We start from the raw sequence: 23,778 nt of genomic DNA, 5'->3' as shown, positions 1-23,778 counted from the left end.
ATCGGGTGACCCCATCATCCCCCCTGCGCTGCGCACCATGGTTTCCCGGAGTCATCCCATCATTCTATGATGGTCTCATGCCAGCCGCCGAGACCACCGCCGAGACCACCTCCGCCCCGACGACTCCGACCCAGACCCAGACCCCGGCCCAGGCCCCGACGGCCCTCACCCCCCGCCGCACCCAGCTGCTGCTCGCCGTGGCGATCGCGGTCGCGGCGTTCAACCTGCGCCCGGCCGTGGCCGCGCTCGGCCCGATGCTGGACCAGGTGCGCGGCACCCTGCACATGAGCGCCGCCGTGGCCGGGGTGCTCACCGCGCTGCCCTCGCTCTGCTTCGCGCTGCTGGGCCTGCTGGCCCCGGCGCTGGCACGCCGGATCGGCCCGGCCGCCACCGTCTGCGCCGGGACCGGCGCCATCGCGCTGGGCCTGGCGGCCCGTGCACTGGCCCCGAACAGTGCGCTGTTCCTGCTGCTCAGCGCGTTGGCGCTGGCCGGGATCGCGGTCTGCAACGTGCTGATGCCGGTGCTGGTGAAGCGCTACTTCCCGGACCGGGTCGGCCCGGTCACCGGCCTGTACTCGATGTCGCTGGCGCTGGGCACCTCCACCGCGGCGGCCGTCGCCGTCCCGCTGACCAGCGCGCTCGGCGGCAACTGGCGGGTCGGCCTCGGCGTCTGGTCGCTGACCGCGGTCGCCGCGCTGGTGCTGTGGCTGGCCCAGCTCGCGGTCAACCGCCGGACCGAGGCCCGCGCCTCCGCCTCCGCCGCTGCTGCCGTCTCAGCCGGTTCGGACGCCTCGGCCGCTCCGGCCGCCGCGGCCGTCCCCGCGGCGCTGCGGATCACCCGCAGCCGCACCGCCTGGGCGCTTGCCGTCTTCTTCGGCCTCCAGGCCACCGCCGCCTACGCCACCATGGGCTGGCTGCCGCAGATCTTCCAGGACGCCGGGATGTCCGCCGCCGAGTCCGGGGTGCTGCTGGCGGTCACCATGGCCGTCGGCGCACCGCTGGCCTTCCTCATCCCCTCCTACGCGGCCCGCCGTCCGGACCAGGGCGCGATCGTGATCGCCCTCTCGGCCGCCGGGCTGGCCGCCTACGCGGGCCTGGCCTTCGCCCCGGCCGCCGCGCCGTGGGTGTGGGCGATCCTGGCGGGCCTGGCCAACTGCGCCTTCCCGCTGACGCTGACCATGATCGGGCTGCGTGCCCGCAGCAGCGAGGGGGTGACCCGGCTCTCCGCCTTCACCCAGGGCGTCGGCTATCTGATCTCGGTGCCGGGGCCGATCCTGATCGGCGTCCTCTACCAGCGCGAGCACGGCTGGTACGGGCCGCTGGCCTTCCTCGCGGTGCTGATGGCCGCTCAGGCCTTCGTCGGCCGAAGGGCCGCGCGTCCGCGCCAGATCGAGGACGAGGTCTGAACTCCTCATCCGCGGGCCCGAAGGTAAGAGCCCGGGACCCCGCCGGAACGGCGGTGCGACCGGGTGGCAGACTCGTTCCCATGCCCGTTCTCGAACCGAATCCGACCGGCGGCAACAAGAAGCTGCTGCAGTTCTTCGGCCTGATCCTGGCCATCATGGTGGTCATCGGGGTCATCGCCAGCTTCGCCACAAAGATGGGCTGAGCGGTACCTCCCCTCCCGAATTCTGGGAAGCTGGCAGGTATGAGCGTCGATTCGTCCCGCAGGATCATCGTCCTCCGGCACGCCAAGGCCGACTGGCCCTCCGTGCCCGACCACGAGCGGCCCCTCGCCGACCGCGGTCGCAAGGACGCACCCGTCGCCGGACGCTGGCTCGCCGGCACCGGCATCATCCCCGACCTCGCCCTCTGCTCCACCGCCGAGCGGACCCGTGAGACCTGGAAGCTCTTTGCCCACGAGCTGCCCAGCCGTCCCAGAACCGTCTACGAGGACCGGCTCTACGAAGCCGCCCCCGGGCAGTTGATCGAGGTCCTGCAGGAGGTCCCCGAGGAGGTCAGGACGGTGCTCCTGGTGGGCCACAACCCGGGGGTGCAGGGCCTGACCGAGGTGCTCTCCGGCGGTTTCGAGGCGGACACCCTGCCCCGGCTGCGCAGCACCGGGTTTCCCACGGCGGCGGTCGCGGTGCTGACCGCGGACGGCCCCTGGAAGGCGCTGGAGCCGGGCGCGGGCCACCTCACCACCTTCTACACCCCCAAGGACTAGCGACGACGAGGGGCGCGCGGACCACTCCGCGCGCCCCTCACCCACGCCTGCTCACCTCGACCGGCTCGGCCCTCGTCCCGCTCGGCCTCGTCCCGCTCAGACCTCGACGGGTGCGTCCGCCTCGACCGGCTCGTCGGAGTCCTCGTCCGCGTCCTCGACCTCTTCGCGGGAGATCCCCAGCAGGTAGAGCACGGTGTCCAGGAACGGCACGTTCACCGCGGTGTCCGCGGCCTCGCGGACCACCGGCTTGGCGTTGAAGGCCACCCCGAGCCCGGCCGCGTTCAGCATGTCCAGGTCGTTCGCGCCGTCGCCGATCGCGACGGTCTGCTCCAGCGGCACCCCGGCCGCCTCGGCGAACCTCCGCAGCATCCGCGCCTTTCCGGCCCGGTCCACGATCTCGCCGACCACCCGGCCGGTGAACTTCCCGTCGGCGACCTCCAGGGTGTTCGCGGCGGCGTAGTCGAGCCCGAGCCGCCGCACCAGGTCGTCGGTCACCTGGGTGAAGCCGCCGGAGACGATCGCGACCTGGTAGCCGACCCGCTTGAGGGTGCGGATCAGGGTCCGCGCGCCCGGGGTCAGCCGTACCTCGGCGCGGACCTTCGCCACCACGTCCGCGTCCAGCCCGGCGAGCAGGGCGACCCGGGCCCGCAGCGACTCGGCGAAGTCCAGCTCACCCGCCATCGCGGCGGCGGTCACCGCGGCGACCTCGGTCTCGCAGCCCGCGTGGGCGGCGAAGAGTTCGATCACCTCGTCCTGGATCAGGGTCGAGTCGACGTCCATCACCACCAGCCGCTTGGCCCGCCGCTGGAGCCCGGACCGGACCACGGCCACGTCCACCCGCTGCACCGCGGCCTCGGCCGCCAGCTCGGACCGCAGCAGTTCGGTGCGGACCCCGGAGACGGCCAGCTCCACCGCCGTGACCGGGTACTTGGCCAGCCGGAACACCCGGTCGATGTTGCCGCCGCAGCCGGTCACCCGGGCGCTGAGCGCGGCGACCGCCGCGGCGGTCAGCGGATGCCCGAGCACGGTCACATGCGAGCGGCCCTCGCCGCGCGGACGGTTGTCGCCGGTGCCGGAGATGACCTCGGCCTGGAGGTGCAGGGCGTCCGCCCAGCGGTGCACCTCGGCGCGCAGCCCGCCCTCCTCGCGGGGGGCGGTGACCAGGGCGCACAGCACTATCCGGCCCCGGGTCACCACCTGCTCGAAGTCGACGACGTCGACGCCGTACTCGGCGAGGGTGGTGAACAGCCCGGTGGTGATGCCGGGGCGGTCCTTGCCGAAGACCTTGACCAGCAGGGTCCGGGGCTCGGGTGCGGGGTGGGCCGCAGGGGCCGGAGGCAGAGCGCTCATGGTGCTCCCCACGCTACCCGCCCACCCGTACGCCCCGACGTCCCGTCCCGCCCACCGGACAGGGGTTCGGGCCCCTTCCGCGAGGGCCCTGCGGGCAGCCGGCTTCGCCTTGACGGGCACCCGGCCTTGCCACGGGGTCCTGCACGCACCCGGGTCGGTCGGCCCGCCGCCGCGTTGCCGGACCCACGCTCGCCCGGCCCGTTGTTCCGCCCGGCTTCCGGCCTGCCGCCCCGCCCAGCCTGCCGCCCCGCCAGGCCTACCGCCCCGGCGGGGCCGTCGGCGGCGGGGGAGTCTGGGCCGGACCGCCGGAGTACGGGTTGTACCCGCCCTGGCCGGGCCCGGGAGCTCCGGCAGGCCCGGAGCGCGGCCCCGGCGGCATCGGGGGCGGCGGCGGAGCCGCCTGCGGGTTGCCGCCGGGAGTCCGGTACGGATTGGCCTGCTGCGGCGGGGCGCCGGGCGCCGACGGCGTCTGCGGCAGCCCGCCGTAACCGGGCTGCGGTGGCGACTGCTGCCCGTAGACCTGGGTCGGCGCCTCGGCCGGATACTGCCGCGGCGGGTAGGCCGGCCGCGGGTCGAGCCCGGTCCGGTCCGAGCCGGGGCCGTCCGCCCAGGACGGCCGGGGCTCCAGCGCCACCCGCTTGGCCGAGGCATTGGGGAACGCGGACACCAGCAGCGACCCGAGGAAGCCGAACACCGCCCCCTCGACCAGCCCCAGCAGGACCGCCAGCAGCGCGTTGCCGGAGATGCTCAGCCCGGCCCCGACCGCGTCGAAGCCGAACACCGACAGATTGGCGTTCACCGAGACCGACGCCAGCACCAGCAGCACCGGCGTCACCACCGCCATCGCCACCCCGAGCCGCAGCCCGGCCGCGCCCGCCTCCCACACCGCGCTCCGCGGCAGCACCGGCCGCGGCGTCCGCACCGCGGCGAAGACCCCGACGGTGAGCAGCATCAGCGCCACCGCGACCGGCAGCAGCCACACCCGCCCGTCCAGCCGGCCCAAGCTGCTCAGCGTGATGTCCTGCCCGCCGCCGCCCTTGAGCAGGGTGTTCACCGGGGACGGCAGGAAACCGGAAAGCGGGCCGCTGGCCTTGCCGTTGAGCGGGACCGCCATCCCCAGCAGCACCGCGAGGAACACCCCGTTCGGGGTGGCCAGCAGCACCCCGCCGACGGTCTTGGCGCCGCCGTTGCCGGTCAGGCCGACCACGATCCCGGCCAGCGCGCCCACCAGCACCGCCCCCACCAGCACCGTCACCACGGCGGAGGCCGCGGGGCGGACGCCGCGGCGCAGCCCGTCCCAGCCGAGCGGCAGCGGGCAGCGGCGCGAGGCGGCCAGCGCGAGCGCCAGCACCACCAGCACCCAGAGCAGGCCGAGCCCGAGCGTCGGCGCCAGGTCGACCTTGAAGCCGACGGTCGGGTTGGTGTTGTCGCCGAGCACCCCGCCCAGGGTCCCGGTCAGCCCGCCGAGTGGATCGCCGCCCGAGCCGCTGCCGCCCGAACCGCCGTCGCCGAGCAGGCCGGTGAGCCCGCCGAGTGGATCGCCGCCGCCCGAACCGCCGCTTCCGCCGCCGCCCCCGGTCAGCGAACCGACCTTGACCGCGACCGCCCCGTTCCCGGCCCAGGCCAGGACTCCGAGCAGGATCAGGAACGCCAGCGCCGCCCCGCCGACCCGCGCCGCCAGCTGTCCCGGCTCCAGCACCGGCAGCCGGTACAGCGGCCTGACGAACAGCCAGCCCAGCACCAGGGCGCCGACCAGGCCCACGCCGAGCGGAATGATCCCGATCGCGCCGTTGGCCGAGGCGGCGTCCATGCCGAACACCGAGACGTCGCCGGAGGGGCTGATCCGGCCGCCGACCGCCATCGCGACCATCGCCGCGGTCATCGGGCCGATCGAGGCGTAGTGGTCGAGCCCGAGCAGGTGGATCCCCAGCGCGGTCACCGCGCCCATCGCGACGAACGCCCAACTCGCGGCCACCGCAGCCGAAACCAGCCCGTAAACCGCACCCCCGCGCAGGCCGCCGCCGCGCAGGCCGCCTGCGCTCGTCGCCGACGCCTGCTGCCCGTACCCCGTCATCGTCTGCCCGCCCCTGTGCGAAGTCCTGCTCTGCGGTCAGGTTGCCACACGGTTACGGTCCCGTGGTCGGGTTCACCTGACGTTGATCGAGCTGGAATGATTCCCCCTGTCGTTCAGCATCCCTAAACTGCCCCTGTCAAGAGCTGGGGACTACTCGGGGGACTACATCGTGGGGCAGGCAACAGTGCCGCAGTTGGTACTTGAACTCAACGGACAACGCACAACCCTGGAACCGGGGCGCAGTTACACCCTCGGCCGTGACCCGCAGTCGGACGTGTCGATCGACGACGCGCGGGTGTCCTGGCGGCACGCGACCATCGGGTACCACGGCAACGGCTGGGTACTCGAAGACCTGGGCAGCACCAACGGCACCTACGCCGACGGCCGGCGGACCACCCAGGTCCAGCTGGGCCAGGGGGCGGTGGTCACCCTGGGCAATGCCGAGAACGGTCCCCGGCTGAGCTTCACCGGGGTGCCCGCCCAGGTGGTCCCGGGCGCGGGCGCGCCCGGCGGGGCCGGCTGGCACGACCAGGGCACCGCCCGCTTCAACCCGGCCGCGCCGCCGGTCCAGGGCGGCTACCCGCAGCAGCAGGTGCCGCAGCAGGGCGGTTACCCGCAGCAGCAGCCCTCGTACGGCGGCCCCGGCAGCGGCGCGAACCAGGGCGGCGGGTACAGCGTGCCCTCGCAGCCCGCCCCCGAGCCGGTGTACGGCTCGCGCAACCCCACCATGGTCCGCAACCTGGCCGGCGGCGGCCTGCGCACCATCAGGATCGGCCGCGGCCTGGACAACGAACTGGTCGTCAGCGACCTGTCGGTCTCCCGGCACCACGCCGAACTGCGCCAACTGCAGGACGGCCGCTACGAGATCGTCGACCTGGAGAGCCACAACGGCACCTATGTCAACGGTCAGCCGATCAGCCGTCAGCTGCTCGGCCCGCAGGACATCGTGGGCGTCGGCCACTCCACCTTCCGGCTGGTCGGCGACCAGTTGGAGGAGTTCGTCGACACCGGCGAGGTCTCCTTCTCGGCCCGCCACCTGACGGTCGAGGTGGACTTCAAGGGCGGCAAGAAGATCCTGCTGGACAACGTCAGCTTCGGAGTCCCGGAGAAGTCACTGGTCGCGGTGATCGGCCCGTCCGGTTCCGGCAAGTCGACCCTGCTGCGCGCCCTCACCGGCTACCGCCCGGCCGACCGCGGCGACGTCCTCTACGACGGCCGCAACCTCTACAAGCAGTTCGCCGAGCTGCGCCAGCGCATCGGCCTGGTGCCGCAGGACGACATCCTGCACTCCCAGCTGACGGTCCGTACGGCCCTGAAGTACGCGGCCGAGCTGCGGTTCCCCGGCGACACCGAGGCGTCCGAGCGCGAGCGCCGGGTGGACGAGGTGCTGGTGGAGCTGCACCTGGAGAAGCGCGCCGACAACAAGATCACCGCGCTCTCCGGCGGCCAGCGCAAGCGCGTCTCGGTCGCCCTTGAACTGCTCACCAAGCCGTCGCTGATCTTCCTGGACGAGCCCACCTCGGGCCTGGACCCGGGCATGGACCGCGATGTGATGAACATGCTCCGGGGTCTGGCCGACGAGGGCCGCACGGTCCTGGTGGTCACCCACTCGGTGGCCGAACTGGCGCTCTGCAACCGGCTGCTGGTGATGGCCCCGGGCGGCGCGGTGGCCTACTTCGGGCCGCCGGACGAGGCGCTGCACTTCTTCGGCTACCAGACCTGGGCCGACGTCTTCCAGGCCTTCGAGAACTACCCGGACCACGACTGGGCCGGCCGGTTCCGCGGCTCGGTGCACTACCGGCAGTACTCCGCGGACGTGGAGGCGGTGCAGGCGCAGTCCTCGCAGATACAGCACGACCAGACCAAGCCGCCGAAGCAGCAGAGCTGGGGCTCCCAGCTGTCCACGCTGATCCGGCGCTACTTCACGGTGATCGGCGCGGACCGCGGCTACGTCGGGCTGCTGATCGCGCTACCGCTGATCATGGGCGTGATGAGCATGGCCATCCCGGCCAAGTTCGGCCTCGCCCCGGCCACCGGTACGGGTCCGGGCGGCACCCCGCCGATCAACACCGACGCCGCCACGGTGCTGCTGGTGCTGGGCGTCGGCGCCTGCCTCACCGGCGCCGCCAACGCGGTCCGCGAGCTGATCAAGGAACGGGTGATCTACGAGCGCGAACGCGCGGTCGGCCTGTCCCGCTCCGCCTACATGATGTCCAAGATCATCGTGCTCGGCCTGATCACCGCGGTCCAGTCGGTCGTGCTCTCGGTCATCGGCCTGCTGCCGCGCAAGCTCCCCGCCTCGGGGCTGGTGATCTCCAGCACGCCGCTGCCGGAGATGGTACTGGTGGTCATGCTGCTCGGGATCACCTCGATGATGCTCGGCCTGGTGGTCTCCGCGGTGGTCAAGACGGCCGAGAAGACCATGCCGCTGCTGGTGCTGATCGCGATCATCCAGGTGGTCTTCTGCGGTTCGCTGTTCCCGCTGTTCGGCACCCCGGGCCTGGAGCAGGTCGCCTGGCTGTCGCCGTCCCGCTGGGCGGTGGCCGCCGAGGCCGCGACCATCAACCTGCCCAAGATCATGGGCCCGCCGCAGGGCAAGGACACCACCGACCCGCTCTGGCAGCACACGCTGTCCCAGTGGTCGATCGACTCCGGGGTGCTGGTGCTGCTCGCGGTGGTCTGCGCGTTCCTGGTGGTCCGGCTGCTGCGTCGGCACGAACCCGAGGTGATGCGCCAGCGCTGACGATTCGTCGGCGTGTCGGCTGGGATCAGGTCGCACCCCCGTGGTATTGGGGTGCGACCTGATGCGTACAGTGTCCCTTCACATGACTCTCGCACGCGTGAACGGGTTCTTCACATGGCGCATATGAACGGGTTCACCTACGGCATGGTCAACCCCCTCCTCGCGTACCTCATCGCCACCATCGGCGCGGGCCTCGGCCTGCGCTGCACGGTGCGCGCCCTGGCCCTGCCGCCGGAGCGCAGACGCGGCTGGCTGCTGCTCGCCGCGGGAGCCATCGGCTGCGGCATCTGGACCATGCACTTCATAGCCATGCTGGGCTTCTCGGTCACCGACGCCACCGTCGTCTACAACGTGCCGCTGACCCTGGTCAGCCTCGCCGTCGCGGTGCTGGTGGTCGGCCTCGGCGTCTTCTACGTCGGCTACCGGCCTGCGGGCTGGGGCACCCTGCTGGTCGGCGGAGTGCTCACCGGCGTCGGCGTCGCCGGGATGCACTACCTGGGCATGTCCGCGATGAACGTCGGCGGCACGGTCGGCTACAAGCCGCTGGTCGTCGTCGCGTCGGTGGCCATCGCGGTCTTCGCGGCGACCGCCGCGCTGTGGATGACCCTCAACATCCGCGGCTTCTGGTCGTCGGTGCTGTCCGCACTGGTCGCCGGAGTCGCCGTCACCGCGATGCACTACACCGCGATGCAGGCGGTCACCGTCCGGCTCAGCCAGGACCTGCGGCCGAACGGCACCCCCGCGGCGGAGTTCGTGCTGCCGCTCGCGGTCGGCATCGTGGTCTTCCTGACCGTCTCCGCCATCGTCGTCGCCATGTCCCCGCACGACTCGGACCGGGACCGCCGCAAGGACGACGAGGACCAGGAGCGGATCCAGGTGCTGCTGTTCGACGGCAAGACCCGGGGGCTCTGACCGGGGGTCCGCTGAGGGCGGGACTCAGTCGGGCAGGATCAGGTGCAGGTCGCCGAACTCGTGCCAGAGGTAGCGCTCGCGCAGCGCCTCGGCGTAGGAGAGGTCGAGCAGCGGGCGTCCGGCGATGGCCTCCAGCATCAGCAGATGCGACGCGCGCGGCTCGTGAAGGCCGGTCAGTATCCCGTCCACCACCCGCACTCCCCGGGCCGGGGTGACCACCAGTCCGGTCCAGCCCGACGCCGCCCGCAGCACCCCGTCCGGGCCCACCGCCGACTCCAGCGCGCGGACCGCGGTGGTCCCCACCGCCAGCACTCTCGACCCGGCCCGCCGGGCCGCCCCGACCGCCCGCGCCGTCGCCGCGGGCACCTCGAACCACTCCGGGTACGGCGGCTCGTGCGCCTCCACCGACGCCACCCCGGTGTGCAGCGTGATCGGCACGAGCTGCACGCCCCGGCTGACCAGCCGCGCCACCAGCTCGGCGGTGAACGGCCGGGCCGCGCTCGGCATCTCCGCGGAACCGGCCGAAGGCGGCCCCTCCACCTCGGCCAGCGACCGGGCGAACACCGTCTGGTACGCGGCCAGCGGCCGGTCGGCGTCGGTGTAGCCGTAGCGGATCGCCCGCCCGTGCGCCGCCAGGTAGGCCAGCGGATCGTCCACCGGGAAGTCCGCGGTCCACAGCCGCCGGACGCCGGGGCCCAGCGGTTCGACCTGCGTCAGCGGTTCGACCTGTGCCAGCACCGCGCCGCCGGTCAGCCGGACCCGGACCGGGCCGCCGGGCCTGACCCGCTGCCGGGTGCTGCCGCGCCCGTCCGGGGTGCGCAGTTCCACCACCCAGGTCCGGTCCGAGCGGCGGGTCGAGAAGTGCGCGACCACCGGCTCGCCGGTACCGAGCACCCGCCCGTCCACGGCGGCGGGCAGCGTCGCCGAGGTGTTCACCACCAGCACGTCCCCGGCCCGCAGCAGCCGCGGCAGGTCGCCGAACGCGTGGTGCGAGGCGACCGGCCCTTCGCCCGTGCTCCGACTCAGCAGCAGCCGGACGTCGTCCCGGCCGGACCGCCCTCGCTCCTCCGGCGGCGCGGTCGCCTCCAACTCCTCCGGCAGCTCGAACTCGTCCACCCCGAAGCCGTCCAGAGCCTGCGCCGCCGCGGCGGCCCTGACCGGGTAGGCCAGATGCCCGGCCCGGTCACCCCGCTTACGCCCCGAGCCGCCGGTGTCGCGCCCGGCACCGCCCTTGCCAACGCCGCCTTTCCCCGCGCTGCCCTTTCCCACGGTGCCCTTCCCCGCGCTGCCCGACTCCCCGTCCCGTGCCTGCGTCCTCACCGCGTCCACTGCTTGGCCTCCTGTCCCGCCACCGTGTACCGCCCACTGGCGGCCCGGCCGCCACCCCCGACCCCGCTGCCGGTGGCCCCGCCGCCCCCGCCGCCGTTGATCAGCCCCAGCAGCGCCGGCACCGCCGCCTCCTCCGGCAGTGGCCGCCCGCTGTCGTCGTCCTCCGGCACCGCCGCCGCGTACATCGCGGTCCGCATGTCGCCCGGATCGACCCACCACACCCGCAACTCCGGTTCCTCCGCCGCGAGCACCGCCGACCAGTGGTCCAGCGCGGCCTTGCTCGACCCGTAGCCGCCCCAGGTCCGGTACGCCTCGACGGCCGCGTCCGAGCTGATGTTCAGCACCGCGCCCCGCGAGGCCCGCAACAGCGGCAACGCGGCCTGGACCAGCCCCAGCGGGGCCACCACATTGACCTCCAGCGCCTGCCGGAACCCGGCCACCGACTGCTCGGCCAGCGGCACCAGCGGTTCCGCGCCCAGTACGCCGGCATTGTTGACCAGCAGCTCAACCCCGCCCAACTCCTCTGCTGCGGCGATGAGTTCGGCGCGATGCGCCGGATCGGCGACGTCCCCGGGCAGCGCCACCACCGGAGTGGCCAGACCGGCCGCGACCTCCCCCAGCGCCTCCGCCCCCCGGGCGTCCAGCACCAGCGACCACCCCTCGGCGGCCAGCGCCCGTGCCAGCGCCCGACCCAGTCCCCGCGATGCCCCGGTGACCACTGCGACAGCCATGACCCGCTCCTCACATGTCCGTTCTTCCGCTCTCGACGCTAGGCAGCGGCCACCGGTCCCGGCCTCGGTCCCGGGGGCGCGGGAGGGCGGGCCCTTCGTCCTAGTCCTCTGGTCGTGGGCCCGCCACCCCCGCCGCCCGATGCCGAGCGGATCACCCGGCGGTACGGTTTCCGCATGTCCCCCCGCCTGCACAGCGACCAGCCGGACCAGCCAGACCCAGGCCAGCCCGACCAGCCCGACCAGCCCGACCAGCCCGCCGGCGAGGCCTGCGGTTCGCCCGACGACCCCTGTCTCGGCGGCATCGAGGCGGTCAGCGCCGCCGTCCTGGCCATGAGCCGCCACCTGGAGGTGCGCGAGGTGCTGCAGCGCATCGCCACCTCCGCCCGCACCCTGGTCGGCGCGGAGTACGCCGCGCTGGGCGTCCCCGACGACCACGGCGGCTTCGCCCAGTTCGTGGTGGACGGGATCAGCGACCGGCAGTGGCGCGCGATCGGCCCGCTGCCGCGCCAGCACGGCATCCTCGCGGTGATGCTCAAGGACTCGGCCCCGCAGCGGCTGGACGACGTCCGCCAGGACCCCCGCTTCGGCGGCTGGCCGCAGGCGCACCCGGACATGAGGGCGTTCCTCGGCGTCCCGATCCTGGACGGCGACGAGATCCTCGGCGCGCTCTTTCTTGCCAACAAGCACAGCCTTGCCAACAAGCACAGCCCGGCGGACCCGACCGGCGGCGCCGACCGCCACGCGCCCTTCACCGCCCACGACGAGCACCTGCTCCGCATCCTGGCCGCGCACGCCGCCCTCGCGCTGACCAACGCCCGCCTCTACGAGCGCAGCCGTGAACTGACCCTGGTCGGCGAGCGGGCCAGGATCGCGCACGACCTGCACGACGCGGTCTCGCAGAAGCTGTTCTCACTCCGGCTCACCGCCCAGGCCGCCTCCGCCCTGGTCGCCCGCGACCCGGACCGGGCCCGCGCCGAACTGGCCGAGGTCTCCCGGCTCGCCGCCGAGGCCGCCGAGGAACTGCGCGCCGTCGTGGTCGAGCTGCGCCCGGCCGCGCTGGACGAGGACGGCCTGCTGCCGACCCTCACCTCCCAGGTCGAGGTGCTGAACCGGGCCCACACCGCGCGGGTCGGCTTCACCCACACCAGGATCCACGCGCTGCCGCCCGCGCAGGAGGCGGCGGTGCTGCGGGTCGCCCAGGAGGCCCTGCACAACGCGCTGCGGCACTCCGGGGCGGGCAGCGTCCGGGTCGTGCTCGGCCCCGGACCCGGCGGCTGCGGCGCCCTGCTGACGGTCAGTGACGACGGCCGCGGCTTCGCCCCCGACGAGGTCCGCCGGGCCGGGCGGCACCTGGGCCTGGTGTCCATGCGGGACCGCGCGGCCGGTGTCGGCGGCGCGCTGCGGATCGAGTCGTCCCCCGGCCGGGGGACCGTGGTGGAGCTGGAGGTCCCCGGTGGCTGAGGAACGGGTCAGGATCAGGGTGCTGCTGGTGGACGACCACCAGGTGGTCCGCCGCGGGCTGCGCACCTTCCTGGAGGTCCAGGACGACATCGAGGTGGTCGGCGAGGCCGCCGACGGCGCGGAGGGCGTGGACCGCGCCGAGGAACTGCGCCCGGACGTGGTGCTGATGGACGTGAAGATGCCCGGCACCGACGGCATCGAGGCGCTGCGGATGCTCAAGGAGCGGGGCAACCCGGCCCGGGTGCTGGTGGTCACCAGCTTCACCGAGCACCGCACCGTCGTTCCGGCGCTGCGGGCCGGCGCGGCCGGGTACGTCTACAAGGACGTCGACCCGGAGGCGCTGGCCGGGGCGATCCGCTCGGTGCACGCCGGGCATGTGCTGCTGCAGCCGGAGCTGGCCGGGGCGCTGCTCGCGGACGAGTCCCCGCGCCCGCCGCAGGGGCGCGGGGGCTCGCTGACCGAGCGCGAGCAGGAGGTGCTGGGGCACATCGCGGACGGCCGCTCGAACCGCGAGATCGCCCGGGTGCTGCACCTGTCCGAGAAGACGGTGAAGACCCACGTCTCCAACATTCTGATGAAGCTCGACCTGGCCGACCGCACCCAGGCCGCCCTCTGGGCAGTCCGCAACGGCATGACCCGCTGACCGCCGCCCACCCTGCCCGCCCGCCTCCGGGTTACCGCTCCTCGCGGGCGGGCTCGTCCACCATCGCGTTGTACGCCGCCACCGTGGCCCGCCGCGCGGCCCGGCCCAGCGGCCGCATCGCGGCCTCCCGCGCGGTCATCTCCCCGGCGCTCACCGCCGCTCCGTGGTCCACCGCGGCCAGCGCCAGCAGCGCCCGCACCTGACGGGCCGACTGCAGCACCCGGACCGCCCGCGGCGGGTAGCCGGGGGCCAGCAGCTCCGGCTCCCTCCGCCGCCGGTACGCCTCCAGCGCCCGCTGCACCGCCGGGCCGCCGCCGGCCACGTCCAGCCGCATCAGCAGCGCCGTCGCCTCCCGCAGCGCCTCGGCCAGCTCGCGTTCGGCGTCCCGCAGTTGCGGGACGTCCGCCGGGACGCCCGGCTCCACCGGCGCCGCCCGCCACAGCACCCGGATCAGCCGGTCGCCCTCGGGCCCGTGTCCGACCACCTCGGGCACCAGCCCGAGCGGCAGCGGCGCACCGACCGTGAGCACCGCCTCGCCGACCGCCAGCGCCTGCTGGTTGAACCCGGCCGGGCCGGTCAGCCCCAGCGGGTGCCCGGCGGTGGGCAGTGCCAGCCGCAGCCCGGTCGCGCCGAGCGCCCGCAGCCGTCCCAGCGCCAGGGTGAGCCCGGCCCCGTCCGCGCCGTCGACGCCCTCCACCGCGTGCCGGTCGTCCGTGCCGCGGATCCCGTCGGCGGCGTGGTCCGGCGAGGTGGCGCCGTTCAGCCAGGCGTTGCCCCAGGCAACCAGTCGCCCCGATCGGGGCTCGTCGAATACGTCATCAGGACGGCTTCCGCCGGTGTTCTGCAGCATGGGGCAAGCCTACGAAGAAGTCGCCCGCGCCAGTGGCGTAGGTTTTCCCTCGACGAAGACGAAATCTGCGGCAAGCAGCGATCTGCATTGGGGAAGGCGTACGCATGAGCGACGTGCTCGAGCTGGTGGACGTATCCGTGGTCCGGGACGGACGCGCGCTGGTGGAGCAGGTGTCCTGGTCCGTCGCCGAAGGCGAGCGGTGGGTCATCCTCGGTCCCAACGGTGCGGGCAAGACGACCCTGCTCCAGGTCGCCTCCTCCTACCTCTACCCCTCCACCGGCACCGCCGCGATCCTGGGCGAGAAGCTCGGCGGCGTCGACGTCTTCGAGCTGCGGCCGCGGATCGGCCTGGCCGGGGCGGCCATGATCGACAAGCTGCCGCGCCGGCAGACCGTGCTGGACACCGTGCTCACCGCCGCCTACGGGATGACCGCGACCTGGCGCGAGCAGTACGACAAGTCCGACGAGACCCGGGCCCGGCTGCTGCTGGACCTGCTGGGCATGGCCGAGTACACCGAGCGCCGCTTCGGCACCCTCTCCGAGGGCGAGCGCAAGCGCACCCTGATCGCCCGTGCGCTGATGACCGACCCGGAGCTGCTGCTGCTGGACGAGCCGGCCGCCGGGCTCGACCTCGGCGGGCGCGAGGACCTGGTCCGCCGCCTCGGCGCGCTGGCCCAGGACCCGCAGGCGCCCGCGATGGTGATGGTCACCCACCACGTCGAGGAGATCGCCCCCGGCTTCACCCACGTGCTGATGATCCGTCAGGGCAAGGTGCTGACCGCGGGCCCGATCGAGGACTCGCTCACCGCCCGCAACCTCTCGCTCTGCTTCGGCCTCCCGCTGAACCTGGAGCGCCACGGCGACCGCTGGTCCGCGCGCGGGCTGCCGCTCGGCTGACGCCCCGTCCCGATTCCCCGACGCAACGTCAACATCCGGACCACCTGCGCAAACCCCTCTCCACAGACCCTGCTCCGCACCTACCATGGGGTTGTGGAGAACTGGATGTGGTGGTTGATCGTCGGGGCCGTCCTCGGCGTGCCGCTGGTGGTCACGGCCATGCCGGAGTTCGGCATGTTCGCGATCGGGGCCGGCGCCGCCGCGCTCACCGCCGCTGTCGGCGGCGGGACGGTCGCGCAGTTCGTCGTCTTCCTCGTCGTCTCGGTCGCGCTGGTGGTCTTCGTCCGTCCCCTGGCCATGCGGCACCTGCGCCGGGGGCCCGAGGTCAGGACCGGTATCGACGCCCTCACCGGCGCCACCGCCCTGGTCCTGGAGCAGGTGGACGAGCACGGCGGCCGGATCAAGCTCCAGGGTGAGATCTGGTCCGCCCGCACGCTGGAACCCGGCCAGGTCTTCGCAGCAGGCCAGCAGGTGAACGTCGCCCAGATCGACGGCGCCACCGCCCTCGTCCTGTAGGCGGACCGAACAAGAGGAGTCCTCGTGCAACCCGTGATCATCGTCCTGGTCATCCTGGTCATCCTGGCGTTCGTCGCGCTGATCAAGACGATCCAGGTGATCCCGCAGGCGAGTGCGGCGATCGTCGAGCGCTTCGGCCGCTACACCCGCACCCTCAACGCGGGGCTCAACATCGTGGTGCCGTTCATCGACACCGTCCGCAACCGAATAGACCTGCGCGAGCAGGTGGTCCCGTTCCCGCCGCAGCCGGTGATCACCCAGGACAACCTGGTGGTGAACATCGACACGGTGATCTACTACCAGGTCACCAACGCCCGTGACGCCACCTACGAGGTCGCCAGCTACATCCAGGCGATCGAGCAGCTCACCGTCACCACCCTGCGCAACATCATCGGCTCCATGGACCTGGAGTCCACCCTCACCTCCCGCGAGACCATCAACGCCGGCCTGCGCGGCGTGCTGGACGAGGCCACCGGCAAGTGGGGGATCCGGGTCAACCGGGTCGAGCTGAAGGCCATCGAGCCGCCGACCTCGATCCAGGACTCGATGGAGAAGCAGATGCGCGCCGACCGCGACAAGCGCGCCGCCATCCTCACCGCCGAGGGCGCCCGGCAGGCGCAGATCCTCACCGCCGAGGGCCAGAAGCAGGCCGAGGTGCTCAGGGCCGAGGGCGAGGCCCAGGCCGCGGTGCTGCGCGCGGACGGCGAGGCCGCGGCCATCCGCACCGTGTTCGAGGCGATCCACGAGGGCGACGCGGACCAGAAGCTGCTGGCCTACCAGTACCTGCAGACCCTCCCGGAGATCGCCAAGGGCGACGCCAACAAGCTCTGGATCATCCCCAGCGAGGTGGGCGACGCCCTCAAGGGCATCGGCGGCGCCTTCACCGGCCTCAGCCCCAAGGACGTCCCGCCCGCGCCCACCGTCCCGCCCGCCAACGGCACCGCGCAGACCCCGGTGGACAAGCGCCGGGAGTACCCCTCGATCGACCCCGACTGATCTACCTGGACCGGTCGATCCCGAATGATGGGCCGCCGCCCCTCCGCTCTCGTCCGTCGTGCATGATCGGTGGCACACGAGCCAACACAGAGCAGAGGGGCGCAGCCATGTCACCGTGGGAGGCAGTCGGCGTCTTCGCGGCCGGAATCGGCGCCGGGACGATCAACACCGTGGTCGGCTCCGGCACCCTGATCACCTTCCCGGTGCTGCTCGCGGTGGGCCTCCCGCCGGTCACCGCCAACGTCTCCAACACCCTGGGGCTGGTCCCCGGCTCGGTCAGCGGCGCCCTCGGCTACCGCGAGGAGCTCCGCGGCCAGCGCAGCCGGCTGCTGCGGCTCGGCACCGCCTCGCTGCTCGGCGGTCTGCTCGGGGCGATCCTGCTGATGCTGCTGCCGGCCGACGCGTTCAAGGCGATCGTCCCGGTGCTGATCGGCATCGCCCTGGTGATGGTGGTGCTCCAGCCCCGGCTGGCGAAGTACCTCGCCGCCCACCGCACCGAGCCGGTCAGGGCCGAGGGCGGGGTGGCGCTGCTGCTCGGCGTCTTCGCCACCGGCGTCTACGGCGGCTACTTCGGCGCGGCGCAGGGGGTGCTGCTGCTCGGCCTGATGGGCCTGCTGCTCGACGACGGCCTGCAGCGCATCAACGCCACCAAGAACGTGCTGGCGCTGGTCGTCAACGGGGTGGCCGCGGTGTTCTTCCTGTTCGCCGCGCACATCGACTGGACCGCCGCGCTGCTGATCGCGGCCGGTGCGATCATCGGCGGCCAACTCGGCTCCCGGGTCGGCCGCAGACTGCCGCCCACCGCACTGCGCGCCCTGATCGTCGCAGTCGGTATCGTCGCGATGGTCAAACTGCTGGTGTGACCCCCAGCACCCGTGCCGACGAGCGAGGAGTACCTCCCATGAGCAAGCGGCCCGAAAGACTCACCGACCAGCAGATCGCCGACGGCCTGCAGCAACTGCCGCACTGGCACCGGGAAGGGGACGCGCTGCTGCGCACCCTCCAGGCCCCCGACTTCCCGACCGGGATCCGGATGGTGGCGGCCGTGGCCGACGCGGCCGAGGCGATGGACCACCACCCCGATGTCGACATCCGCTGGCGCACCCTCCACTTCGCCCTGACCACGCACGACGTCGGCGGCGTCACCACGTTGGACCTGGCTCTCGCAGCCGCCATCGACGCAGCGGTCGACACCGTCCTCAGTTCCTCGTGAGATGCTGACGGCCGCATCGTGAAGGCGGGAGCTGACGGAACCCATGGAACGCGACCCATCCGGTACCGACTACGGACAGTACTGGCAGCCCGAGAACCAGCAGGCCGACGGCTACCCCCAGCCGGTCCAGCCGCAGGTACCGGCTGACCCGTCGTACCAGGGCTACGACCCGTCGGGCTACGGCTACCCGCCCTCGTACCCGGAGCAGCAGCAGTACCAGCAGCCGCAGCAGTACGCCTACCCGGAGCAGCAGCAGTACACCGAGCAGCCGCAGCAGTACGCCGACCCGCAGTATCAGTACCAGCAGCAGTACCCGCAGCAGCAGTACGCCCCGTACCCGGAGCAGCAGCAGTACCAGGCCGACCCGTACCAGGCCCAGGGCTACTACCAGACCGCCGACTACGGCGTCCCGGCCCAGCAGACCGGGACGTACCAGGCCGACGGCTACGCCGATCCGTACCCGGCGGCCGAGCCGGTCGCCCCCGACACCCCGGCCGCCCCCGACGCCTCGGCCGACGCCCAGAGCCCGCAGCCGACCGCGGACGCCCCCGCCGAGCCCGCCACCGACCCGGACGGCTCCGACCCGGACAGCGCCGACTCCGCCGCCCCCGGGCAGCCCCTGCTCCCGCGGCTCACCGCCGCGGCCACCGGCCGCGCCCCCGGCACCGACCGCCGCAGCTTCCTGATCCGGGCCGGGGTCGGCCTGGTCGCCCTGCTCGTCGTCGCCGTGGGCGGCTACGCCGTGGCCGGGCACGGCTCGACCAAGAAGCCCTCGGCGGGCGGCGCGGGCGGCGCCAATCTGACCGGCGGTCACACCAAGACCTGGTCCGCCCCCGGGGTCCCGGCCTCGGCCGGGAACGACGGCCTGCTCGGCTCCTGGCTGCTGACCGACGCCGTGGTCCGCGGCGACGGCACGGCAGTCACTGCCTACGACACCGCCAAGGGCGCCAAGCTCTGGACCGTCGCCCCGCCGACCCCGGGCGCGGTCCCCTGCGCGATGTCACCCACCGTCAGCAGCTCGGGCATCGGCGCGGTGCTGTTCCAGGCCAAGCCGGGCACCGGCCAGGCCTGCACCCAGCTGGTCGCGGTGGACACCGCGACCGGCAAGCCGAAGTGGAACACCACCATCAACAAGGCCACCAAGGCCTACGGCGCCTCGGTCATGGTCGACGACACCCGGGCCGTCGCCATCGGCGACGCCGCCGCGGTCGGCTACGACCTCAGCACCGGCAAGCAGAGCTGGACCTACGCCGGACCGGGCAAGTTCTGCGGCGCACTGAGCGGCGGCGGCAGCGGCAGCACCCTGCTGCTGCAGAGCACCTGCGCCGACACCAAGCCCAAGCAGCAGGCCATCAACCTCAACACGGACACCGGCAAGCTGGCCTGGTGGCGCGGCCTCCCCTCGACCGCCGCCTCGTACACCGTGCTCTCCGCCGTCCCGGCCGTGGTCGCCGTGCACATGGCCGACCCCACCAAGGACAGCATCATGTCCTTCAGCGCCAAGGGCGACACCCAGGCCAGCATCTTCGTCTCGCAGACGGCCGGGCTGCTCGACTCCACCCACGGCAGCTTCGACCCGGACCCGGCCCTGTTCTTCCAGGGCAGCACCATGTATGCCGAGATCACCCCCGGCGGCACTACCGGCAGCGCCGCCACCACGGCCGGGCTGCTCACCGCGTTCAACCTGGTCGACGGCAAGCAGCTGTGGCAGGCCACCCCGGTCGAGAAGGGCCGCTCCACCCTGGTCGGCATCGACACCACGGCCGCGGTCGTGGCCACCGAGGAGCGGCTCGGCCAGCAGGCCAAGCTCAGCCACTTCGACCTGGCCACCGGCAAGGAGACCCCCGGCGGCAGCTTCCCGCAGGGCACCGGCTCCCTGCTCACCTCCGGCCGGGTGCTCTACCGGGACAGCCTGGTCGCCGTCCTGCCCGAGTTCACCAACCCCTACGGCACCTCCGCCACGGTCTTCACCGCGGCGGGCTGAACCGATGGCCGCCCCGCCGGTCCGGCCCCCCGCGCCGGACCGACGGATCGGCCCACCACCGCCCGGCCCGGTTCAGGCCGGCTGCGGCAGCCACTCCGGCAGCTCGCCCCGGTCCGCGCCCAGCGCCAGCATCAGCGTCGCCTCCGGCGTCGGCTCGAACGGCGTGGTCAGCAGCGCCATCCCGGCCTGCTCCGGAGTCCGGTCGGCCTTGCGCTGGTTGTCAGCGGCACAGGCCGCCACCGTGTTCAGCCAGCTGTCGGCGCCCCCGCGCGACTTCGGCAGCACGTGGTCGACGGTGCTGGCCTTCCGCCCGCAGTACGCGCAGCGGAACCCGTCCCGCACCAGCACACCCCGACGCGACCACGGGGCCCGTTGTCGGAACGGCACCCGGACGTACCGGCGCAGCCGCACCACCCTCGGCAGCGGCAGCTCCACCGAGGCCGCGCGCACCAGCCGCAGCGGGTGCGCGTGCTCGACCACGGCCTTGTCCTGGAGTACCAGCACGACGGCGCGCTGCAGCGACACCGATGACAGCGGCTCATAGCTCGCGTTGAGCACCAGCGTGTTGCGCATTCCGCCCACCTCCAGGTTTCCGGCCGCCCTCACCGCGGTCCGCGTGACCACTGTGAGGGCGGCACCGCCCCTGGAACAACGCAATTTCCCGCCGCGCCAGTCCCGTGCGCTGCTGTGTGTCCTAGTCCTGCGTGTCCTGGTCCTGCGGGTGCTCGTACTCGGCGATCAGCTGGGCCCGGCCCAGCGCGTGGTAGCGCAGGTTGAAGCCGACGACCGCGGGGGTGGCGTCGGCGTCCGTCCCCAGCCGCTCCTGGTCCACCGCGTAGACCGTGAAGACGTAGCGGTGCGGGCCGTCCCCGGGCGGCGGCGCGGCGCCGCCGAAGTCCCGGCTGCCGTAGTCGTTGCGGGCCTGGACCGCGCCCTCGGGCAGCCCCTTGAAGCCCCCGCTGCCGGCGCCCTGTGGCAGCTCGGTCACCTCGGCCGGGATGTCCACCACCGACCAGTGCCAGAAGCCGCTGCCGGTCGGGGCGTCCGGGTCGTAGCAGGTCACCGCGTAGCTCAGGGTGCCCTCCGGGGCGCCCTCCCAGCTCAGCTGCGGGGAGAGGTTGCCCTTGGCGAACACATGGGCGTCCGGCAGTACCCCGCCGGGGCTGAAGTCCGCACTGCGGACCGAGAACTCGGCCACCGGCGGGTGGAAGTCGTGGGGGAGCGGCCGCCTGGAATCCGACACTGCGTCAACCTCCGTCACTGGTGCGCTGTCCGTACCGGATCAGGCTATCCCGCCGTCCGCGCATAGGATCGCCTGCGGAAACGCAGTCGTCCGAGCGGAGGAACCGACCGTGTCCGAGCTGGGCGGGCTGCTGCCCCGCGACTTCTACGCCCGTGCGGCCCACGAGGTGGCCCCGGAGCTGCTGGGCCGACTGCTGCTCCGCGAGGAGGAGGGGCCGGACGGCCCGCTGCTGCTGCGGATCACCGAGGTCGAGGCCTACGAGGGCGCGATCGACCCGGCCTCGCACGGCTTCCGGGGGCCGACCGCCCGCAACGCCACCATGTTCGGCCCGCCCGGCCACCTCTACGTCTACTGGATCTACGGCATGCACCACGCCGCCAACCTGGTCTGCGGCGACGTCGACGAGTCGCACGGGGTGCTGATCCGGGCGGGCGAGGTGGTCCAGGGCCGCCCGCGCGCGATCCACCGCCGTCCCAACGCCAAGCAGCACACCGAGCTGGCCCGGGGCCCCGGCCGACTCACCCTGGCCCTGGACATCGACCGCAGCCTCGACGGAACCGACGTCTGCGACCCCGGCGCGGCGGTCCGGGTCTACCGGGGAACCCCGCTGCCCGCCTCTGCCGTCCGCAGCGGACCACGCACCGGAGTGTCCAAGGCGCACGAGACCCCCTGGCGCTTCTGGGCCGCCGACGACCGCACGGTCAGCCCCTACCGCCGACACGTCCCCAAGAAGCGCGCCGCGCAGGCATGACCGTCCCGAGCGGCCGGACCGGGGATAATCCGGTGGCGGACACCGCGTAGGCTCGAAGCGGCCGTGCGGGACCACCCGCCGCAGGCCCCCGATCAGAGGAGAACCGAGACCGTGACGGACATCGTCGACGAGCTGAAGTGGCGCGGGCTGATCGCCCTGTCCACCGACGAGGACGCACTGCGCAAGGCATTCGCGGACGGTCCGGTCACGTTCTATTGCGGGTTCGACCCGACGGCCTCCAGCATGCACATGGGCAACCTGGTGCAGCTGCTCACCATGCGCCGGATCCAGGACGCGGGCAACTTCCCGCTGCCCCTGGCCGGCGGCGCCACCGGCCTGATCGGCGACCCGCGCCCCACCTCCGAGCGCACCCTGAACGATCCGGAGACCGTGGCCGCCTGGGCCCAGCGCTTCCGGAACCAGTTCGAGCGCTTCCTCGACTTCGAGGGCCCGTACGCGGCCAAGATCGTCAACAACCTGGACTGGACCTCCGGCCTGTCGGCGATCAGCCTGCTGCGCGACATCGGCAAGTACTTCCGGGTCAACACCATGATCGCGAAGGAGGCCGTGGCCCGACGGCTCAACTCCGACGCCGGTATCAGCTACACCGAGTTCAGCTACCAGGTGCTCCAGGGCATGGACTACCTGGAGCTCAACCGCCGCTACGGCTGCACCCTGCAGACCGGCGGCAGCGACCAGTGGGGCAACCTCACCGCGGGCACCGAGCTGATCCGCAAGGCCGACGGCAAGTCCGTGCACGCCCTCGGCACCCCGCTGATCGTGAAGGCGGACGGCACCAAGTTCGGCAAGACCGAGACCGGCACCATCTGGCTCGACCCCGAACTGACCAGCCCCTACGCCTTCTACCAGTTCTGGCTGAACGCGGACGACCGCGACGTCGCCAACTACCTCCGCATCTTCACCTTCCGCTCGCGGGAGGAGATCGAGGAGCTGGAGCGGCAGACGGTCGAGAAGCCGGCCGCGCGCGCCGCCCAGCGCGCTCTCGCCGAGGACCTGACCGCCCTGGTCCACGGCCAGGACCAGCTCGACCGCGCCGTCGCCGCCTCCCGGGCCCTGTTCGGCCAGGGCGAACTGAGCGACCTCGACGCCCGCACCCTGGACGCCGCCGTGGCCGAGCTGCCGCAGGCCGCGGTGGACGAACTCCCCACCGTGGTCGACCTGCTGGCTGCGACGGGCCTGGTCCCGAGCAAGTCCGCAGCCCGCCGAGCGGTCAAGGAGGGCGGCGCCTACCTCAACAACACCAAGGTCACCGACGAGGAGGCGACCCCCACCGAGGCCGACCTGCTGCACGGCCGCTGGCTGCTCCTGCGCCGCGGCAAGCGCAGCCTGGCCGCCGTGGAGTTCACCCGCACGGCGGTCTGACCTGCGACGCGAACCACCGGAGGCGAGGATCAAAAAGATCTTCGCCTCCGATGTTTGACGCAGCCAAGAGGAGCGTCTAATGTAGACCGAGTCGCCTGATTCGGGCGGGTACGTCGCACGGGGCTTCGCCTCGCCGCACCTGTCCTCACGTGACCACGTTGCACAGCTCAGTCCGCCACCTCAATCGATCTGTTCGAAGCTGACACTTGTGTGTCGAATTCGGATCAGTTCGCTTTTGCGTGCGAATTGGCAGCCGATTTCCGGAGCCCCGGAAAATGCGGTAACGTAACGCCGGTCGCCAAGCGACACCCCACCTCGGCGGGGAGCGGAAATGAAATTCGGACGGTTCGTCCGGACGAAACGGATCTGCTAGGCTGAGAAACAGAACGAAGCGCCCGGAGGGTCCCGGTGAGGGTCCTGAAGGAAGCGTCCGTTCCTTGAGAACTCAACAGCGTGCCAAAAGTCAACGCCAAATGTTTCATTTGGCAGTAACTGTTTTACATAGCGAGGACGCAGTGCACGGGACCGCCTATTCC

22 protein-coding genes are annotated in these 23,778 nt (G+C 72.7%); 15 read left to right on the top strand and 7 right to left on the bottom strand.

The features are described 5' to 3' along the window. Nucleotides 1-77 precede the first annotated feature (77 nt). The 3 genes from ACEZDE_RS24135 to ACEZDE_RS24125 all read left to right on the top strand — a co-directional run bounded on the left by ACEZDE_RS24135 (nucleotide 78) and on the right by ACEZDE_RS24125 (nucleotide 2,167). On the top strand, nucleotides 78-1,406 hold the full coding sequence (locus tag ACEZDE_RS24135) for an MFS transporter (protein ID WP_380539475.1): 1,329 nt from the start codon (nucleotides 78-80) through the stop codon (nucleotides 1,404-1,406). An 80-nt stretch (nucleotides 1,407-1,486) separates the two neighbouring features. Next, a complete protein-coding gene (locus ACEZDE_RS24130; protein WP_380539472.1) occupies nucleotides 1,487-1,609 on the top strand; it encodes an SGM_5486 family transporter-associated protein in 123 nt (40 codons plus the stop codon). 39 nt (nucleotides 1,610-1,648) lie between these two features. Next, nucleotides 1,649-2,167 (top strand): SixA phosphatase family protein, encoded by a 519-nt coding sequence (locus tag ACEZDE_RS24125; protein WP_380539469.1) that lies wholly within the window; start codon nucleotides 1,649-1,651, stop codon nucleotides 2,165-2,167. A 96-nt stretch (nucleotides 2,168-2,263) separates the two neighbouring features. Here ACEZDE_RS24125 and serB read toward each other — a convergent pair whose 3' ends face one another. Next, nucleotides 2,264-3,517, bottom strand: coding sequence for a phosphoserine phosphatase SerB (serB, locus tag ACEZDE_RS24120; RefSeq protein ID WP_380539466.1), 1,254 nt, complete (start codon nucleotides 3,515-3,517; stop codon nucleotides 2,264-2,266). A gap of 256 nt (nucleotides 3,518-3,773) precedes the next feature. Further along, a complete protein-coding gene (locus tag ACEZDE_RS24115; RefSeq protein ID WP_380539463.1) occupies nucleotides 3,774-5,591 on the bottom strand; it encodes a streptophobe family protein in 1,818 nt (605 codons plus the stop codon). A gap of 184 nt (nucleotides 5,592-5,775) precedes the next feature. Between ACEZDE_RS24115 and ACEZDE_RS24110 the strand changes: the two genes are divergently transcribed. Together ACEZDE_RS24110 and ACEZDE_RS24105 are read left to right on the top strand one after the other, a co-directional pair. Further along, nucleotides 5,776-8,334 carry an ABC transporter ATP-binding protein/permease gene (locus tag ACEZDE_RS24110; protein ID WP_380539774.1) on the top strand — a complete coding sequence of 853 codons (2,559 nt, stop codon included), beginning with the start codon at nucleotides 5,776-5,778 and terminating at the stop codon, nucleotides 8,332-8,334. A 123-nt stretch (nucleotides 8,335-8,457) separates the two neighbouring features. Continuing rightward, the gene (locus tag ACEZDE_RS24105; RefSeq protein ID WP_380539460.1) at nucleotides 8,458-9,246 is read left to right on the top strand and encodes an MHYT domain-containing protein; all 789 of its coding nucleotides are present in this window, start codon (nucleotides 8,458-8,460) and stop codon (nucleotides 9,244-9,246) included. A gap of 24 nt (nucleotides 9,247-9,270) precedes the next feature. On the opposite strand, the gene ACEZDE_RS24100 is transcribed toward ACEZDE_RS24105, so the two are convergent. Together ACEZDE_RS24100 and ACEZDE_RS24095 are read right to left on the bottom strand one after the other, a co-directional pair. Continuing rightward, on the bottom strand, nucleotides 9,271-10,377 hold the full coding sequence (locus ACEZDE_RS24100) for an S-adenosylmethionine:tRNA ribosyltransferase-isomerase (protein ID WP_380539771.1): 1,107 nt from the start codon (nucleotides 10,375-10,377) through the stop codon (nucleotides 9,271-9,273). Nucleotides 10,378-10,562: 185 nt separating this feature from the next. Beyond that, nucleotides 10,563-11,306: an SDR family NAD(P)-dependent oxidoreductase gene (locus ACEZDE_RS24095; RefSeq protein WP_380539457.1), complete on the bottom strand. Its 744-nt coding sequence runs from the start codon at nucleotides 11,304-11,306 to the stop codon at nucleotides 10,563-10,565. A 330-nt stretch (nucleotides 11,307-11,636) separates the two neighbouring features. On the opposite strand from ACEZDE_RS24095, the gene ACEZDE_RS24090 reads away from it, so the two are divergent. Both ACEZDE_RS24090 and ACEZDE_RS24085 read left to right on the top strand, forming a co-directional pair. After that, nucleotides 11,637-12,767: a GAF domain-containing sensor histidine kinase gene (locus ACEZDE_RS24090; RefSeq protein ID WP_380539768.1), complete on the top strand. Its 1,131-nt coding sequence runs from the start codon at nucleotides 11,637-11,639 to the stop codon at nucleotides 12,765-12,767. Further along, nucleotides 12,760-13,410 carry a response regulator gene (locus tag ACEZDE_RS24085; RefSeq protein WP_380539454.1) on the top strand — a complete coding sequence of 217 codons (651 nt, stop codon included), beginning with the start codon at nucleotides 12,760-12,762 and terminating at the stop codon, nucleotides 13,408-13,410. The genes ACEZDE_RS24090 and ACEZDE_RS24085 overlap by 8 nt, the downstream gene beginning before the upstream one ends. A gap of 31 nt (nucleotides 13,411-13,441) precedes the next feature. Here the strand turns inward: ACEZDE_RS24085 and ACEZDE_RS24080 are convergent, their stop codons facing one another. Next, nucleotides 13,442-14,260: a hypothetical protein gene (locus ACEZDE_RS24080; RefSeq protein ID WP_380539451.1), complete on the bottom strand. Its 819-nt coding sequence runs from the start codon at nucleotides 14,258-14,260 to the stop codon at nucleotides 13,442-13,444. A 104-nt stretch (nucleotides 14,261-14,364) separates the two neighbouring features. On the opposite strand from ACEZDE_RS24080, the gene ACEZDE_RS24075 reads away from it, so the two are divergent. The 6 genes from ACEZDE_RS24075 to ACEZDE_RS24050 all read left to right on the top strand — a co-directional run bounded on the left by ACEZDE_RS24075 (nucleotide 14,365) and on the right by ACEZDE_RS24050 (nucleotide 19,865). Next, nucleotides 14,365-15,156 carry an ABC transporter ATP-binding protein gene (locus tag ACEZDE_RS24075; RefSeq protein WP_380539448.1) on the top strand — a complete coding sequence of 264 codons (792 nt, stop codon included), beginning with the start codon at nucleotides 14,365-14,367 and terminating at the stop codon, nucleotides 15,154-15,156. 105 nt (nucleotides 15,157-15,261) lie between these two features. Continuing rightward, nucleotides 15,262-15,672, top strand: a complete 411-nt coding sequence (locus tag ACEZDE_RS24070) for an NfeD family protein (protein WP_380539765.1) — start codon at nucleotides 15,262-15,264, stop codon at nucleotides 15,670-15,672. Between the two features lie 24 nt (nucleotides 15,673-15,696). Then, complete coding sequence (locus ACEZDE_RS24065; RefSeq protein WP_380539445.1) at nucleotides 15,697-16,668, top strand: SPFH domain-containing protein; 972 nt, start codon at nucleotides 15,697-15,699, stop codon at nucleotides 16,666-16,668. A gap of 107 nt (nucleotides 16,669-16,775) precedes the next feature. Next, nucleotides 16,776-17,531, top strand: coding sequence for a sulfite exporter TauE/SafE family protein (locus tag ACEZDE_RS24060; protein WP_380539442.1), 756 nt, complete (start codon nucleotides 16,776-16,778; stop codon nucleotides 17,529-17,531). Between the two features lie 38 nt (nucleotides 17,532-17,569). Further along, nucleotides 17,570-17,881, top strand: coding sequence for a 4a-hydroxytetrahydrobiopterin dehydratase (locus tag ACEZDE_RS24055; protein ID WP_380539439.1), 312 nt, complete (start codon nucleotides 17,570-17,572; stop codon nucleotides 17,879-17,881). A 43-nt stretch (nucleotides 17,882-17,924) separates the two neighbouring features. After that, nucleotides 17,925-19,865 (top strand): outer membrane protein assembly factor BamB family protein, encoded by a 1,941-nt coding sequence (locus ACEZDE_RS24050; protein WP_380539436.1) that lies wholly within the window; start codon nucleotides 17,925-17,927, stop codon nucleotides 19,863-19,865. A 72-nt stretch (nucleotides 19,866-19,937) separates the two neighbouring features. Here the strand turns inward: ACEZDE_RS24050 and ACEZDE_RS24045 are convergent, their stop codons facing one another. Together ACEZDE_RS24045 and ACEZDE_RS24040 are read right to left on the bottom strand one after the other, a co-directional pair. Next, on the bottom strand, nucleotides 19,938-20,438 hold the full coding sequence (locus tag ACEZDE_RS24045; RefSeq protein ID WP_380539433.1) for an HNH endonuclease: 501 nt from the start codon (nucleotides 20,436-20,438) through the stop codon (nucleotides 19,938-19,940). Between the two features lie 121 nt (nucleotides 20,439-20,559). After that, a complete protein-coding gene (locus ACEZDE_RS24040; RefSeq protein WP_380539430.1) occupies nucleotides 20,560-21,108 on the bottom strand; it encodes a YbhB/YbcL family Raf kinase inhibitor-like protein in 549 nt (182 codons plus the stop codon). A gap of 109 nt (nucleotides 21,109-21,217) precedes the next feature. Between ACEZDE_RS24040 and ACEZDE_RS24035 the strand changes: the two genes are divergently transcribed. Beyond that, on the top strand, nucleotides 21,218-21,859 hold the full coding sequence (locus tag ACEZDE_RS24035; protein ID WP_380539427.1) for a DNA-3-methyladenine glycosylase: 642 nt from the start codon (nucleotides 21,218-21,220) through the stop codon (nucleotides 21,857-21,859). A gap of 111 nt (nucleotides 21,860-21,970) precedes the next feature. Beyond that, nucleotides 21,971-23,242, top strand: a complete 1,272-nt coding sequence (gene tyrS, locus ACEZDE_RS24030) for a tyrosine--tRNA ligase (RefSeq protein WP_380539424.1) — start codon at nucleotides 21,971-21,973, stop codon at nucleotides 23,240-23,242. Nucleotides 23,243-23,778: the final 536 nt, after the last annotated feature.

It is taken from the genome of Streptacidiphilus cavernicola (genome assembly GCF_042510955.1).
Classification (GTDB): domain Bacteria; phylum Actinomycetota; class Actinomycetes; order Streptomycetales; family Streptomycetaceae; genus Streptacidiphilus; species Streptacidiphilus cavernicola.
This window is presented reverse-complemented; position numbering and strand designations above follow the sequence as displayed.